At 65.1% G+C, this 14,388-nt stretch carries 15 protein-coding genes; 11 read left to right on the top strand and 4 right to left on the bottom strand.

Annotation, left to right across the window (positions count from 1 at the left end; translation table 11 throughout):
- Positions 1 to 34 precede the first annotated feature (34 nt).
- Positions 35 to 2,065 (top strand): NAD(+) synthase, encoded by a 2,031-nt coding sequence (locus G7A66_RS06405; RefSeq protein WP_174294994.1) that lies wholly within the window; start codon positions 35 to 37, stop codon positions 2,063 to 2,065.
- A gap of 28 nt (positions 2,066 to 2,093) precedes the next feature.
- Here G7A66_RS06405 and G7A66_RS06400 read toward each other — a convergent pair whose 3' ends face one another.
- The gene (locus G7A66_RS06400) at positions 2,094 to 3,194 is read right to left on the bottom strand and encodes a branched-chain amino acid aminotransferase (protein WP_174294869.1); all 1,101 of its coding nucleotides are present in this window, start codon (positions 3,192 to 3,194) and stop codon (positions 2,094 to 2,096) included.
- 434 nt (positions 3,195 to 3,628) lie between these two features.
- Entirely contained in the window at positions 3,629 to 4,222 is a 594-nt protein-coding gene (locus tag G7A66_RS06395; protein ID WP_206675094.1) for a hypothetical protein, read from the bottom strand.
- A gap of 79 nt (positions 4,223 to 4,301) precedes the next feature.
- Between G7A66_RS06395 and G7A66_RS06390 the strand changes: the two genes are divergently transcribed.
- From G7A66_RS06390 to G7A66_RS06360, 7 genes are all read left to right on the top strand, one after another.
- Positions 4,302 to 5,084, top strand: coding sequence for a TlyA family RNA methyltransferase (locus G7A66_RS06390; protein WP_174294867.1), 783 nt, complete (start codon positions 4,302 to 4,304; stop codon positions 5,082 to 5,084).
- Between the two features lie 154 nt (positions 5,085 to 5,238).
- Positions 5,239 to 5,793: a TspO/MBR family protein gene (locus G7A66_RS06385; RefSeq protein ID WP_174294866.1), complete on the top strand. Its 555-nt coding sequence runs from the start codon at positions 5,239 to 5,241 to the stop codon at positions 5,791 to 5,793.
- Positions 5,794 to 5,849: 56 nt separating this feature from the next.
- Complete coding sequence (locus tag G7A66_RS06380) at positions 5,850 to 6,101, top strand: accessory factor UbiK family protein (RefSeq protein ID WP_174294865.1); 252 nt, start codon at positions 5,850 to 5,852, stop codon at positions 6,099 to 6,101.
- Between the two features lie 88 nt (positions 6,102 to 6,189).
- On the top strand, positions 6,190 to 6,429 hold the full coding sequence (locus tag G7A66_RS06375) for a hypothetical protein (protein ID WP_174294864.1): 240 nt from the start codon (positions 6,190 to 6,192) through the stop codon (positions 6,427 to 6,429).
- A gap of 92 nt (positions 6,430 to 6,521) precedes the next feature.
- The gene (recO, locus tag G7A66_RS06370; protein ID WP_174294863.1) at positions 6,522 to 7,157 is read left to right on the top strand and encodes a DNA repair protein RecO; all 636 of its coding nucleotides are present in this window, start codon (positions 6,522 to 6,524) and stop codon (positions 7,155 to 7,157) included.
- The gene (gene leuB / locus G7A66_RS06365; protein ID WP_174294862.1) at positions 7,154 to 8,212 is read left to right on the top strand and encodes a 3-isopropylmalate dehydrogenase; all 1,059 of its coding nucleotides are present in this window, start codon (positions 7,154 to 7,156) and stop codon (positions 8,210 to 8,212) included. Before recO ends, leuB begins: the two co-directional genes overlap by 4 nt.
- Before the next feature lie 15 nt (positions 8,213 to 8,227).
- Positions 8,228 to 9,319, top strand: a complete 1,092-nt coding sequence (locus G7A66_RS06360; RefSeq protein WP_174294861.1) for a glycosyltransferase — start codon at positions 8,228 to 8,230, stop codon at positions 9,317 to 9,319.
- A gap of 4 nt (positions 9,320 to 9,323) precedes the next feature.
- On the opposite strand, the gene G7A66_RS06355 is transcribed toward G7A66_RS06360, so the two are convergent.
- Positions 9,324 to 10,595 (bottom strand): glycosyltransferase family 39 protein, encoded by a 1,272-nt coding sequence (locus G7A66_RS06355; protein WP_174294860.1) that lies wholly within the window; start codon positions 10,593 to 10,595, stop codon positions 9,324 to 9,326.
- Positions 10,596 to 10,806: 211 nt separating this feature from the next.
- Here G7A66_RS06355 and G7A66_RS06350 point away from each other — a divergent pair, with 211 nt between their 5' ends.
- Together G7A66_RS06350 and G7A66_RS06345 are read left to right on the top strand one after the other, a co-directional pair.
- A complete protein-coding gene (locus G7A66_RS06350; RefSeq protein WP_174294859.1) occupies positions 10,807 to 11,043 on the top strand; it encodes a hypothetical protein in 237 nt (78 codons plus the stop codon).
- A gap of 139 nt (positions 11,044 to 11,182) precedes the next feature.
- Positions 11,183 to 12,391 (top strand): trans-sulfuration enzyme family protein, encoded by a 1,209-nt coding sequence (locus G7A66_RS06345; RefSeq protein ID WP_174294858.1) that lies wholly within the window; start codon positions 11,183 to 11,185, stop codon positions 12,389 to 12,391.
- Between the two features lie 53 nt (positions 12,392 to 12,444).
- Here G7A66_RS06345 and G7A66_RS06340 read toward each other — a convergent pair whose 3' ends face one another.
- On the bottom strand, positions 12,445 to 12,636 hold the full coding sequence (locus G7A66_RS06340; protein WP_174294857.1) for a hypothetical protein: 192 nt from the start codon (positions 12,634 to 12,636) through the stop codon (positions 12,445 to 12,447).
- 164 nt (positions 12,637 to 12,800) lie between these two features.
- Between G7A66_RS06340 and G7A66_RS06335 the strand changes: the two genes are divergently transcribed.
- Positions 12,801 to 14,327 carry a SulP family inorganic anion transporter gene (locus G7A66_RS06335; protein WP_174294856.1) on the top strand — a complete coding sequence of 509 codons (1,527 nt, stop codon included), beginning with the start codon at positions 12,801 to 12,803 and terminating at the stop codon, positions 14,325 to 14,327.
- Positions 14,328 to 14,388 lie beyond the last annotated feature (61 nt).

Here is a 14,388-nt window from a genome sequence, read left to right as displayed (position 1 = left end):
CAATCCGTTTCCGCTTCGTGACCAGTTTTACCAGATGCATCGGCACGGATTCGTGCGGGTCGCCACCAGTACGCCGCAAGTGCGGACCGCCGATGTCGCCTTCAACATGCAGGCCATCCTGTCGGAAGCCGAACGGGCGGACGAATGCGATATCGACCTCGTGCTGTATCCCGAAATGTGCCTGTCGTCCTATGTCCTCGACGATCTGGTGCTGCAATCTGCCCTGCTAGACGCGGTCGAGGGTGCTATTGACGAGATCGTCAGGCAGAGCGCCGAACTGTCGCCCATGCTGCTGATCGGCGCACCGCTGCGTTACGGCGGGCGGGTTTACAATTGCGCGCTGGCGATCGCGCATGGCCGCCTGCTCGGCGCGGTGCCGAAAAGCTATCTGCCGAATTACCGTGAATTCTACGAAAAACGCTGGTTTGCGCATGGGCGCAACATGCAGGGCCGCACGATCCGCGCGGGCGAGCATGAGGTTCCCTTCGGCACCGACCTGCTGTTCGCCGCCGAGAACCTGCCGGGCTTCGTGCTGGGCGTGGAGATCTGCGAGGATTTCTGGGCGCCTGACCCGCCGAGCACCCGCGCCGCACTGGCGGGGGCGACGATCATCGCCAATCTGTCCGCTTCCAACATCACCATCGGCAAGTCGGACGAACGGCACATGCTGTGCCGGTCGCAATCCTCGCGCGCCGTCTGCGCCTATCTCTATTCTGCCGCCGGACATGGCGAAAGCACGACCGACATGGCCTTCGACGGGCAGGGCATCATCTACGAACTGGGCGATCTGCTGGCCGAATCCGAACGGTTCAGCCGCGATGCCGAACTCTGCGTCTGCGACCTCGACACCGACCGCATCCTCGGCGACCGGATGCGGATGCAGACCTTCAACGATGCGGCCGAGCATCAGGGAAGGCCGGAAACCGAATACCGTACGGTCGCCTTTTCTGTCCGCAACATGGACAAGGACATCGGCCTGCGCCGGCCGATCCGCCGCTTCCCCTTCGTGCCGAACGACCCCGCCGATCTGCATCAGGATTGTTACGAGGCGTTCAATATCCAGGTGGACGGCCTGTCCCGCAGACTGGAAGCAACCGGGTCGAAAAGCCTGATCATCGGCGTTTCGGGCGGGCTGGATTCCACCCATGCGCTGATCGTGGCGGCTCGCACGGTCGACCGGCTGGGCTTGGATCGCAAGATGATCCGCGGCTACACCATGCCAGGGTTCGGCACGAGCGCGGGCACCAAGACCAATGCCTGGCGCCTGATGGAAGCCTTCGGCATCACGGCGGAGGAAATCGACATCCGCCCCGCCGCCACCCGCATGTTGCAGGACATGGATCATCCCTTCGCAGGCGGCGAGCCGGTCTATGACACGACCTTCGAAAACGTGCAGGCGGGCCTGCGCACCGATTACCTCTTCCGGCTGGCCGGGCACCACAAGGGCTTCGTCATCGGGACGGGCGACCTGTCCGAACTGGCGCTGGGCTGGTGCACCTATGGCGTGGGCGACCAGATGAGCCATTATGCCGTGAATACCGGCGTGCCCAAGACGCTGATCCAGTATCTGATCCGCTGGGTGACCCGCACCAACCAGTTCGGGCCCGAAACGGACAGCGTTCTCGAAGATATTCTCGCCACCGAGATCACGCCCGAACTCGTCCCGGCGGGCGAGGATGGCGAGGTCCAGTCGACGCAAGGCGCGGTGGGACCATACGAGATCAACGACTTTTTCCTGCATCACGTCATCCGCTTCGGCCAGCGGCCCAGCAAGGTCGCCTTCCTGGCGCTGCATGCATGGAAGGATGCGGAACAGGGGCTATGGCCCGAAGAATTTCCGGAAGAGGCGAAGAATGCCTACGATCTGGCGACGATACGTTTCTGGCTGGAAAAATTCCTGTGGCGATTCTTCGAGTTCAGCCAGTTCAAGCGCAGCGCGCTGCCGAACGGGCCGAAAGTATCGTCGGGCGGGGCGCTCAGCCCCCGTGCAGACTGGCGGGCACCCAGCGACGCCGTCGCCGCCGTGTGGAAGGCGGAACTGGAAGCGCGGGTGCCGGAGAGATAAGAGCCAGCGGGGCAGGCGCCCGGCCGGATCAGTCCAGCCGAACGATCCAGCCGTGATTGTCAGGGTGGGTGCCGCGCTGAATGCCCACCAGCCGGTCGCGCAATTTCTGCGTCAGCTGACCCGGTCCGCCGCTGCCGATGGTGAATTCGCCCTCGGGCCCGGCAACCTTGCCGACCGGAGTGACGACCGCCGCCGTGCCGCAGGCCATGGTTTCGACCAATCGCCCGCTGGTCGCATCGTCGCGCCATTGGTCGATGGAATAGGGTTCCTCGCGCACGTCCAGCCCTTCGTCGCGGGCGAGGGTGATCAGGCTGTCGCGGGTGATCCCGGGCAGGATCGTGCCGGTCAGCGGGGGCGTGACGATGCTGCCGTCCTTCATCACGAAGAACAAGTTCATGCCGCCCAGTTCCTCGATCCACTTGCGCTCAACGGCGTCGAGGAACACGACCTGGTCGTGCCCGCGGGCGGTCGCCTCGCTTTGCGGAACCAGGCTGGCGGCGTAGTTCCCGCCAGTCTTGGCCGCGCCGGTGCCGCCACGCGCCGCGCGCACATAGTCGCGGCTGACCCAGATCGACACCGCCGGAGCGCCCGACTTGAAATAGCCGCCGACCGGGCTGGCGATGGTGATGAACTTGTACTGCCGTGCGGGGCGAACGCCCAGGAACGCTTCGGACGCGAACATGAAGGGCCGCAGGTATAACGCACCGCCTTCCACGGTGGGGAACCACTCGCGGTCGGCCATAACCTGCCGCTTGACCGCTTCGAGGAAGAGTTCCTCCGGCACTTCGGGCATCGCCATGCGGCGGGCCGATTCGTTGAAGCGCCGGGCGTTCTGTTCGGGGCGGAACAGGGCGATGCCGCCGTCCTCCTGCCTGTACGCTTTCATGCCTTCGAAGATTTCCTGCGCATAATGCAGAACGGCCGTTGCGGGATCGAGGCTGAGCGGTTCACGCGGGCCGACCTGCGCGGAATGCCAGCCGCCCTTGTCGGCGTCGTAATCGACTACCGTCATGTGGTCGGAGAACAGCGTTCCGAAGCCGGGATTGGCCAGCGCCTCGTCCCTCGTTTCGCCAGGGACGGGTGCGGGATGGGCAAGGGTCGTGAATTCGGGTGTAGGCGCGTCGGCCATGCTGGCTCCTGTGGGTTCCTGCCCGCGCGGGTAATCCGCAGCGCGGGCGCATGCAAGAGGTGGTCTCTGCAAGCTGGGCATATGCACAAATGAGAAGGGCGGCCCCGGCTCAACTGCCGGGGACCTGCCCCCGAAGCACACAAATGAGAAGGGCGGCCCCGGCTCAACTGCCGGGGACCGCCCTTCGCATGGTCAGCGGCCGGAAGTGCCGCCCACGTATGCCTTTATCGCGTCAGACGCGATAATGCCTCGTGCGGAACTGTACCGACCCCCTTGCTGAACCATGAGACATCGGATCACCTCCTTTCGCGCTGTATAGCCAAGAGCCTTTGCGTATCATCGCGGCCCGGGACGGCGTGTACCGCCTGTCCTGCACCCTTTGTGAGTCGTAATTGCTGCAAAGGCAAGACGCTGCCTGAAATTTTTCAACAGCCTCAGCGGCAATCCTCGATCACCCGGGTCACCTCGGGCCAGCTCGGCAGGTACAGCGTCGGCAAACCTGCCGCGCCGATCGCGAAACGGCCCTTGCTCAGCGCCATGGCGTCGAGCAGCCGGTCGCCTGCGGGAAGCGTGACTTCGATCGTCGGAGTCGCGCCTGCGGCGGGCTGCGCGGTGACCATCCGTTCGGCGGTTTCGGTCAGGATCCGCACCGGCACCGGGCCGGTGGCCTGACCGGCGCGGGACAAGATGACCTGCCGCGTCGGACGATCGCACAGCATTGCGAAGACAGCCCCTTGGCCCGGCTCGCCATAATAGGCGCCGCTGCGCGAGGCTCCACCGCGATACGCCCAGTCTCCGGGTGTGCGCGCCGCGTCCATCCAGTTTTCCGGCGTCGGCAATTGCACCGCAATCGGCGGCGGCGGAGGCGCGGTTGCAGGACGCTGCGGCGGGGCAGGCGTGGGCTGGGGCGCGGGCGCGGGGCTGCAGCAGGCAAGAGCAAGCGTCAGCACGGCTGCGGCAGGTTTTGCGAAGCGGCGAAAGCTGTTGGCAGGAGCGGCGGATATATCGGCGGGCATTGGGGCGGGCATGGAGTTTCCCTGTTCTGTTGATCGCCTTCATGCAGGCGGTTTTCACCTTTCACAATGCGCGCTAGGGCCATTCGGGTCCATGAACGAGCCCAATTCCTCTCCGCCCCGCCGCAGTGGCCCTGCCGCCAAGGGCAAGCAGCGCGCCGACCAGATGCTGGTGGACCGGGGTCTCGTCGAAAGCCGCACCCGCGCGCAGGCGCTGATCATGGCGGGGCTGGTCTTCACCGGCGAGACCAAGCTGGCGAAGCCCGGTCAGCAATTGCCCGCCGACGCGCCGCTGGACGTGCGCGGGCGCGATCACCCCTGGGTCAGCCGTGGCGGCATCAAGCTGGCTCACGCGCTCGATCATTTCGCGCTCAACCCCGCTGGCGGTACGGCGATGGATATCGGCAGTTCCACCGGCGGCTTCACCGATGTCCTGCTCAGCCGGGGGGCGGAGCGGGTCTTTGCCGTCGATTCGGGCACGAACCAGCTGGCGTGGAAATTGCGGCAGGATAGCCGCGTCACCGTGCTGGAGCAGACCAGCGCCCGCATCCTGACACCGCAGATGATCGGTGCGCCCTGCGATTGGGTCGTTTGCGATGCATCCTTCATCAGCCTGGCCAAGGTGCTGGAAGTGCCGCTGCGCCTCGCCGCACCGCATTGCGATCTGGTGGCGCTGATCAAGCCGCAGTTCGAGGTCGGCCGCGAGGAGGTGGGCAAGGGCGGGGTGGTGCGAGATCCGGTGCTGCACCAGCGCTGCTGCGACGAGGTGCGCAATTGGCTCGTGCAATCCGGCTGGCAAGTGAACGGCATCGTGGAAAGCCCCATCACCGGCCCTGAAGGCAATGTGGAATTCCTGATCCACGCCTTCCGCCGCTAGCGAGTTGTCCCGCAAAGATACGCGCGCGTGTCTGCAATCGCCGCGGCATTGCAGCATGCGCCTGCGCAGGCTAATCGACAGCGCTTGAAAGCGGCCATGCGCCGCGAGCGGGCATCGCGGTCATTTCGGGCCCGTGCCGGTCAGGGAGTATGCGATGACTGTCCTCGCCTCGCGCCGCCAGCTGCGCGCAAGCCTGCTGCGCTGGGCGCTGGTGACGGTTCCGGCCGTTCTTCTGCTGGGCTTCATCTCGGGCAGTCTCGCCCCCAGCGGACCTGATAATCCCTGGTTCGCCGCTCTGGAAAAGCCCGCGATCTATCCGCCGCCGATGTGGTTCGGGATCATCTGGAGCCTATTGTTCGTCATGCAGGGGCTGGCGCTGGCGCTGATCTGCGCGGCTTGGGGCGCAAGGGGGCGGGCGCTGGCGCTGGTGCTGTTCGGCTTGCAATTTGCACTCAGCCTCGCCTGGACGCCGGTGTTCTTCGGCATGCGGGACATGGGCCTCGCCCTGATCGTCATCCTCGTTCTCGACGTGCTGGCGGTGGTCACGACCATCGCCTTCTGGCGCATCCGGCGCAGCGCCGGGCTGCTGATGGTGCCCTATGTCGCCTGGATCCTGTTCGCCACCCTGCTGAACTGGCAATTCCTGCAGCTCAATCCCGATCCTGCGGCCGTTCCCGAAAGCGGCGCGGTGCAGCGGATCGCGATCTAGCGGCGACTGGCTCGACCCGCATTGACGCAGACACTTACGCACTCCACATAGGTTCCATGCAAAGCCAGAACCCCTTCATCTCCGACTTCGTGAAACTCGCCAACAGCGCCGCCGGCACCTTTGCCGGCATGACCCGCGAGGCCCGCGAGAGCGGCCGCGAGCGTCTGAAGGAAGCGCTTGGCGGCATGGATTTCGTAACGCGCGAGGAATTCGACGCGGTGAAAGACATGGCGGTCAAGGCGCGGGAAGAAAACGAAAGACTGGCCGAACGCATCGCGCTTCTCGAAGCCAAACGCACCGAAGTCTGACCTTCACCGGCAAAGCTGATAAATGTGAAGGCGGGAACCGACGCGCCTGTGCTTGCCTTTTGAGAAAGGTTCAACAAGGCAGGCCGCGATGATCATCCAGCTCAATCCCCCAATTCCGCTGCACGTTCTCGGCAAGGGCGATGGTTTCGCCCTTGCCATGATCGATTACGGGCAGGAGCATAATCTGCTCTGGATCACCGCTATCGACGATACGGGCGAGATATGGTGCGCGCCCAATCCCACCGTTCGCATGCAGAAGAACTGGTCGATGGGCCGGGGCGAACCGCTGGCGACGCGGGCCTCGCGCAATGAGGCCGCACCGGGCTGAGACAAGGCCGATCGGCAGGCGATCTGGCGTGGCGAAACGCCGCAGGGCGGGTGCCGATTGCAAGATTGGCGCTGGCCCGCCACACTGAAACAATGCAGCTACGCGCCCCTGCCATATTCCTTGCCGCGCGGCTTCATGGCGAAACCGCCATTATTGCCCGCATGCTGACCGAAGATCACGGCATGGTCGCAGGATATGTCGCCGGCGGACGTGGGCGGCAGATGCGTCCCGTCGTCATCCCCGGCAATCTCGTCGCAGCCGATCTTCGCGCCCGATCGGACAGCCAATTGCCCTTCGCCCGGCTGGAACTGGTGAGCAGCAGGGGGCCGTGGCTGTCCGAGCCCCTGCCTGCCGCCGCCATCCAGTGGGTCTGCGCCCTGACCGCCACCGTCCTGCCCGAACGCAATCCCAACCCCCGCCTCTACAGCGCGCTGGCCGCTCTGCTGGAGGCGGTGTGTCATGCGCCCTCGGCGCGGGGCTGGCTGGGCGCGCTGGTCACTTACGAGGCGCTGCTGCTGCGCGAGCTTGGCTATGGCTCTCCCGCGCCGCCACGCGTTACGCCTGACGAAGGGTTCGAGGCCGCGCTTGCCGCATTCGACCGGCTGGCGCTGCCCATCCAGCACTACCTGCTTGCCGACGTGCGGGGCGATGTTATGGCTGCGCGCACATTGTTGGGGGCCAGGCTGGCGAAGATCGCCGGGGCTGACAATCCGGGGGATAGGGCATGAAACTGGCGGTTCTGGCAGGCGACGGCATCGGACCCGAAGTGACCGCAGAGGCGCTGCGGATTCTCGACAAGCTGCGCTTGCCGCGCCTCACCTTCTGGCATGGCGATGTCGGCGGCGCGGGCTATCGCCGTCATGGCCACCCCTTGCCGACCGAGACTCTGGAGATGGCGAAGGCTGCCGATGCCGTGCTGTTCGGCGCGGTGGGTGACCCCGAATGCGATACGCTCGAACGCTCGTTGCGACCCGAACAGGCGATCTTGGGCCTGCGCCGCGAACTCGGCCTGTTCGCCAATTTGCGACCTGCGCGCATGTTCGGCGGGCTGGAGGATCTTTCCGCCCTGCGCCCCGAGATCGCCCGGCGCATAGACCTGCTGATCGTGCGCGAATTGAACGGCGACGTCTATTTCGGTGACAAGGGCATGCGCCGCACTGACGATGGGCGGCGCGAGGGATGGGACGCGATGTCCTATGCCGAGGACGAGGTGCGCCGCATCGCCCGCTTGGCTTTCGCCGCTGCTGGAAAGCGAAAGGGTCGCCTGACCAGCGTGGACAAGGCCAATGTGCTGGAAACCAGCCAGCTCTGGCGCGACGTGATGGTTGAGACAGCGACCGAATTTCCGGAAATCGCGCTCGATCATCTCTATGTCGATAATGCGGCGATGCAATTGGTGAAGGACCCCGGCCAATTCGACGTGATCGTCACCGGCAATCTGTTCGGCGACATATTGTCCGACCAGGCGAGCATGTGCGTCGGATCCATCGGCCTGCTGCCCAGCGCGGCTCTGGGCGACCGGCAGACGGAACTCGGCACCTTCGGTCTCTACGAACCCATCCACGGCAGCGCCCCCGATATCGCCGGGCAGGGCAGGGCCAACCCGCTGGCGGCAATCCTGTCGGCGGCGATGATGCTGCGCCATTCCTTCGGGCGCGAAGACGATGCCGCCCGCGTGGAGCAGGCGGTCGCCAGGACACTGGCGAGCGGCATTCGCGGCTACGATCTGGGCGGAAAGGCAGGAACGTCGGCCATCGGCGATGCGGTGCTGGCGAACCTTTAGGGCTGGGCGGAACCAGTGACCCCGCCGGACCTTGCCGTCGTTCTCCCGACGCTGAACGAAAGCGGCAATATCGCGCCGCTGATTGAACGGATCGACGCCGCGCTGAAGGGCATCGCGTGGGAAGTGATCGTCGTGGATGACGACAGCGCCGACGGGACCGCAGACGAGGCACGGCGACTGGCGCGAACGGATGGGCGTGTCCGCGTCATCCAGCGCATGGGCAGGCGGGGGCTGTCCTCCGCCGCAATCGAGGGGATGCTGGCCACTGCCGCGCCTCACGTTGCGATCATGGATGCCGACCATCAGCACGATCCGGCGCTGCTTCCGCTGATGCTCGCTGCCGTGCAAGGCGGCGCGGATGTCGCGGTCGCCTCCCGCTTCGCCGAAGGCAGCAGCGTGGCGGAATGGGCCGAGTCTGCCCGCACGCGGCTTTCCGCCTTCGCCAACAGCGCCGCGCGGCGGATCACCGGCGTCGATCTGACCGACCCGATGAGCGGCTATTTCCTGCTGGAGACGGAACTTGCCCGCCGCCTGGCGCCGCGCCTGTCCGGGATCGGCTTCAAGATCCTGCTCGACATGCTCGCCGCATCGGAAAAGACGCTGCGGGTGCAGGAACTTGCGCTCTCCTTCGCCCCGCGCCGCGAAGGGGCAAGCAAGCTCGACAATGGCGTGGCGTTCGACTTCCTTGCTGGTCTTTACGAGCGCAGTTTCGGGCGCTTCATCCCGACGCGTTTCGCCATGTTCGGCACGGTGGGCGGCATCGGCGTGCTGGTGCATCTGGCGGTATTGGCGGTGTTGCTCGCCGGCGTGACTGACCGCTTCCCCGTCGCGCAGGCGAGTGCGACCATCGCCACGATGACCTTCAATTTCTGGCTCAACAACTGGCTGACGTATCGCGACCGCCGCCTGACGGGCGTGCGCGACTGGCTGCGCGGATGGGCGGGGTTCTGCCTCACCTGTTCGGTCGGTGCCTTCGCCAATGTCGCCGCCGCCAGCCTGCTGGAAGCGCGCGGCGCGCCGGTTCTGGCCGCTGCACTGATCGGCATCCTGCTGGGGTCGGTCTGGAATTACGCCCTGTCGTCGCGCTTCGTCTGGGGCCGGTACTGATCCTTCAGACCCAGCCGCCCAGCCACATGTAGCGCTGAAAACCCTCCGCGTCCGGCAGCGGAGCCGCCGACAGGATGGGATAGAACCACGCGAATACCGCCACGCTGCCGCCGAGCACCAGCGCGGGAACCAACCATCGCCCCCTCTGCCACATCGCGTCCAGCGCAAAGGTCAGCGCCGCCAGCAGGAAGCAGGACGGCAGGAAATAATGGTAATAGAACTGCACCGGCTTGGCGGCGATGATCCAGAAGCCGAGCGCTACGCCATACAGCACGAATGCGCCCCAGGCCGCATTGTCGCCCTTCGCCATTCCGCGCCAGGCGCACCACGCGAGCGCAGGCAGGCCGAGCAGCATGGTCAGCGGATTGCCGATCAGCAGCGCGCCGCGTTGTGCGCCATCGATAGGCTCGTACAGATACCAGATCGCCCGCAGGTTCAGCACCCAGTCGGGCCAACGGCTCTGATAGGGATGCGGCTGCGTCACGCTTTCCTGCAGGGCCAGCATCCCGGCATGCAGCGCAATCAGCCCGCCCGGCTGCAGGGGCGCGGCGGCGAAGAACATCGCCGGAAGGAAGGTGAGCGCATAAGTAGCCAGCGGCACCACGCCGAGCCACAGGGCAGCTTCCAGCAAGGTAATCCCCGGCACCGGCGCACCCCGGCGGCTTAGCAGCAACCGTCGCCGACCAGCGCCAAGGCGATAGAAGAAGAACGCCGCGCCCGGCACCACCGCGAGCGGGATGGCGTTCCATTTCGACGCCATGGCAAGGCCCAGCATAATGCCCGCGACCGCCAGGCGCCGCCGCGCGGCCTCCGGCTCGCGCACCGCGCCCGCGCATTGCCACAGGGCCACGAGGAGGAAGGCCACCATGAAGATGTCGAGCATGGCGATGCGCGCATGGATGAAGGTGAAGAACCCCGTCGCCAGCAGGACGGACCCCGCGATGCCCGCGAAGCGCGTAGCTTGCGCATACCAGCAGGCGCGGCCGAATGCGAAGACGGACAGGCCACCGGCAAGGGCGGAAAACAGCCGCCAGCCGACTGGGTTGTCGCCGAACAACGCTATGCCCATGGCTATGATCTGCTTGCCGAGGAGGGGATGTTCACGGTTCGGCCACTCGCCCGCGCCGAGGATGTCGCGGGCGGCGGGCAGATAATGCACTTCGTCGAAATAGGGCTGCGACGGAATGCCGAGCCGCCAGAATGCCAGCAGGGTCGCTGCAGCAGCGATAGAGGCGACCCATGCGACAGGATCTTTCGGTCGGGGGTTCCGTTCCATCGCAAGTGCCTGTATGAGGACAAACCCAAAGCGACAATTGGAAAAGGGCGGTGACACAAAAGCTGCTGTTCGCCGAAAATCGACATCGGTTCGTCCTAAAAGACTTCTGGAAGGGCTACGGATCGTATTTTTTTGTTAAGAGGCGGAACCAATCGCCCATCGGGTTGTTGACGAGTCTAATCACGCATTCATGCGTTATGAGGGTTTAACTATGAAACTGAGCAATCTCGCTTATGCGGCAGCCGCCGCTTCCCTGGCCGCAGCGCCTGTCGCTGCCCAAGCCGCTGCGCCGATCGAACGGATCGCCGCTCCTGCCGCTGAAGAAAACGAGCTGTCCGGCCTTGCCGGCATCGGCCCGGCCTTCATCATCGTCGCCATTGCAGCAGCCGGCATCGCCGTTCTCCTGCTGACGGACGACGATGACGATGACAATTTCGTTTCGGTCTGATTCACTTCGGATCTGAAATTCGGGGCGGTGCCGCAAGGCGCCGCCCTTTTTCGTTTCGGGCTCCTCTCATCGAACACTCGCCCGAACCGCTACCCTTTTCGGTTGCGCGCCGTAGATGCTGCCGCCTAATGCCGGTGGCATGAAGAAGACCACCGGCACCGACCGCTCCATCACCCGCAAATGGCGGCCCCAGACCCTTGCGATCCGCGGCGGCACATGGCGCAGCGAACATGGCGAGACGAGCGAGGCGCTGTTCCTCACCTCGGGCTATACTTTCGACAATGCAGGGACGGTCGCGGCGCGTTTTGCCGGCGACCAGCCGGGCATGACCTATTCGCGCCTGCAGAACCCCACGGTCGCCATGCTGGAAGAACGCATTGCGCTGATGGAAGGCGCGGAAGCCTGCCGGGCGCAGGCGAGCGGCATGGCGGCCATGACGGCGGCGCTGCTGTGCCAATTATCGGCAGGCGATCATTGCGTCGCGGCGCGGGCGGCCTTCGGTTCCTGCCGCTGGCTGGTCGACAGCCTGCTGCCGCGCTTCGGTATCGAGACCAGTGTCGTCGACAGCGCCGACAATGATGCCTGGGAAGCGGCAATCCGCCCGAATACCAAGGTGTTTTTCTTCGAGACTCCGGCCAATCCGACGCTCGATATCGTGGATCTCGAACATGTCTGCGCGCTCGCGAAGGCGCATGGCATTATCACGGTGGTCGACAATGCCTTCGCCACCAGCGCCTTGCAGCGGCCAATGGAATTCGGCGCCGATGTCGTGGCCTATTCCGCGACGAAGCTGATGGACGGGCAGGGCAGGGTGCTGGCGGGGGCGATCTGCGGCACGGAGGAGTTCATCACCGAAACGCTGCTGCCCTTTCAGCGCAACACCGGCCCCAATTGTGCGCCCTTCAATGCCTGGGTGGTGCTGAAAGGCCTCGAAACGCTCTCACTCCGCGCCGACCGGCAGAGCCGCAATGCGCTCGAAGTCGGTCGTTTTCTTGAGCCCCGCGTTGCCCGCATGTTGCATCCGGGCCTTGAAAGCCATCCGCGCCATGCACTGGCCATGCGACAGATGGACGCCTGCGGTCCGATCTTCAGCTTCGTCGTCGATGGCGGAAGGGCGCAGGCGCATGCGCTGCTCGACGGCCTGCAGCTGATCGACATCTCGAATAATATCGGCGATGCCCGCAGCCTGATGTGTCACCCGGCCAGCACGACTCATGCAGGCATGAGCGAGGACGATCGCCACGCCATGGGTATCGGCGAAGGCATGCTGCGGGTGAACATCGGGCTTGAGGATATCGAGGATCTGATCGATGATCTGGACCGCGCACTGAAGATCGCTGGCCTCTAGGTAGAAGACCGCTGCGATGCGGGGTGCAAATGCGGCGCCTGCCCTCCGGGTGCCTAGTCTCTCGGCTCCGTGTGCCCCTTCGTTTCCAGATCGTGCTGGATATCTTCGCGCAGGGCGCGGGTGCCGGCATCGGAACGTGCATCTTCTGCCGGGGTGGTCTTCTTGTTTCTGAGATAGGCGAAGATGATGATCCCGATCAGCAGGATGGGTCCGGCGACTACGACGAGGGTCCAGATGGGTTCCATGTATATTCCTTTCTTTCGACCAATCAACGCACGGGCAGGCGTTTCTTTCCGTTTCCCGGCGCACCCGCGATGCAGTCGGTTGTGCGTTGCAGCAAAAACAACTAAAGGCGCGCCTTCGCCATTTCCGGCCCGTTCGGGCACTCTAGAACATGCAGGACCGGTCCATGGTTGAAGCCGCGCCGACTCAGGAACAGCGCAGCGCAGGCTGGCGCAATGAAATCCGCAGCGAATGGTTCGGCAACATCCGCGCCGATCTTCTTGCCGGCATCGTCGTGGCGCTGGCTCTCATACCGGAAGCTATCGGCTTCGCCATTATCGCGGGCGTTGATCCCAGCGTCGGCCTCTATGCCTCGGTCGCGATCGCCATGATCATCGCGCTAGTCGGCGGGCGGCCGGGCATGATCTCCGCCGCCACCGCCGCAGTGGCGGTCGTGGTCATCCCGCTGGTGCGTGAATATGGGGTCGACTATCTTTTCGCCGCGACGATCCTGATGGGCCTGATCCAGGGTGTTGCCGCACTGCTGCGGCTCGACCTGCTGATGCAGTTCGTCTCCCGCTCCGTCATCACCGGCTTCGTCAATGCGCTGGCGATCCTGATCTTTATGGCGCAACTACCGCAACTGACCGATGTAAGCTGGGAAACCTATGCGATGGTCGCGGCAGGTCTCGCCATCATCTACGGTCTGCCGCGCCTCACCAAGGCCATTCCTTCGCCGCTGGTGGCCATCGTGCTGCTGACCATCGTCGCCGTCTGGTTCGGCTTGCCGGTGAACACGGTCGGACAGATGGGCGAATTGCCCGACGGGCTGCCCTCCTTCATCCTGCCCGACGTGCCGCTGAATTGGGAAACGCTGCAGATCATCCTGCCCTACTCGCTCACGATGGCGGCGGTCGGCCTGCTGGAATCGCTGCTGACGGCGCAAATTGTGGACGATCTGACCCATACCGACAGCGACAAGCGGCGCGAAACGGCGGGGCAGGGCATTGCCAATATCGGCGCGGCACTGGTCGGCGGAATGGGCGGCTGCGCGATGATCGGCCAGTCGGTCATCAACGTCGCCAGCGGCGGGCGCGGGCGATTGTCGAGTTTCGCCGCCGGTGCGTTCCTGCTGTTCCTGCTGGCAGTGCTGGGCGACTGGGTCGGCCGCGTGCCGATGCCGGCGCTGGTCGCGGTGATGATCATGGTGTCGATCGGCACCTTCAGCTGGAACTCCATAGCCAATCTCCGCCGCCATCCGCCGACCAGTTCGGTGGTTATGCTGGCGACGGTGGCGGTCGTGGTGATCACGCACGACCTGGCGCTGGGCGTGCTGACCGGCGTGCTGCTGTCGGGCATCTTCTTCGCCGGCAAGGTCCGCACCATGTTCGCTGTGGAGCGGGTGCGGCGCGAACACAGCGCGGTGTACAGGGTCACGGGGCAGATCTTTTTCGCCTCGGTCGACCGCTTCACGCGTGCGCTTGGCCCGGAGAGCGCCTTCACCGACGCCGCCGACCACGTGGTGATCGACGTCAGCGGCGCGCATTTCTGGGACATCTCGGCCATCGGTGCGCTCGACAAGGTGGTGGACCGCATGCGCCGCAACGGCCGCCACGTCCGCGTGGTCGGCATGAACCGCGCCAGCAGCGATCTGGTCGACAAGTTCGCGCTCGAGGACCGCACCGGCCTCGAAACCGGCCTTGCCCCGCATTGATCCGGCAGTGGCTTGTGCAGGCGACTAGGCAGCGCGCGCCGGACCCGCTATCCTGCCACGT

Origin of the sequence: Alteripontixanthobacter muriae, assembly GCF_013336795.1 — a bacterium.
Classification (GTDB): Bacteria; Pseudomonadota; Alphaproteobacteria; order Sphingomonadales; family Sphingomonadaceae; genus Pseudopontixanthobacter; species Pseudopontixanthobacter muriae.
The sequence above is the reverse complement of the archived record's forward strand: the minus strand, read 5'-3'. Positions and strand labels throughout refer to the sequence as shown.

Coding starts and splice junctions, on each gene's coding strand:
- recO (WP_174294863.1), top strand. CDS start 6,522: ATGCAGCTACGCGCCCCTGCCATATTCCTTGCCGCGCGGCTTCATGGC.
- G7A66_RS06350 (WP_174294859.1), top strand. CDS start 10,807: ATGAAACTGAGCAATCTCGCTTATGCGGCAGCCGCCGCTTCCCTGGCC.
- G7A66_RS06355 (WP_174294860.1), bottom strand. CDS start 10,595: ATGGAACGGAACCCCCGACCGAAAGATCCTGTCGCATGGGTCGCCTCT.
- G7A66_RS06345 (WP_174294858.1), top strand. CDS start 11,183: ATGAAGAAGACCACCGGCACCGACCGCTCCATCACCCGCAAATGGCGG.
- G7A66_RS06340 (WP_174294857.1), bottom strand. CDS start 12,636: ATGGAACCCATCTGGACCCTCGTCGTAGTCGCCGGACCCATCCTGCTG.
- G7A66_RS06395 (WP_206675094.1), bottom strand. CDS start 4,222: ATGCCCGCCCCAATGCCCGCCGATATATCCGCCGCTCCTGCCAACAGC.
- G7A66_RS06380 (WP_174294865.1), top strand. CDS start 5,850: ATGCAAAGCCAGAACCCCTTCATCTCCGACTTCGTGAAACTCGCCAAC.
- G7A66_RS06400 (WP_174294869.1), bottom strand. CDS start 3,194: ATGGCCGACGCGCCTACACCCGAATTCACGACCCTTGCCCATCCCGCA.
- G7A66_RS06390 (WP_174294867.1), top strand. CDS start 4,302: ATGAACGAGCCCAATTCCTCTCCGCCCCGCCGCAGTGGCCCTGCCGCC.
- G7A66_RS06405 (WP_174294994.1), top strand. CDS start 35: ATGCATCGGCACGGATTCGTGCGGGTCGCCACCAGTACGCCGCAAGTG.
- leuB (WP_174294862.1), top strand. CDS start 7,154: ATGAAACTGGCGGTTCTGGCAGGCGACGGCATCGGACCCGAAGTGACC.
- G7A66_RS06385 (WP_174294866.1), top strand. CDS start 5,239: ATGACTGTCCTCGCCTCGCGCCGCCAGCTGCGCGCAAGCCTGCTGCGC.
- G7A66_RS06335 (WP_174294856.1), top strand. CDS start 12,801: ATGGTTGAAGCCGCGCCGACTCAGGAACAGCGCAGCGCAGGCTGGCGC.
- G7A66_RS06375 (WP_174294864.1), top strand. CDS start 6,190: ATGATCATCCAGCTCAATCCCCCAATTCCGCTGCACGTTCTCGGCAAG.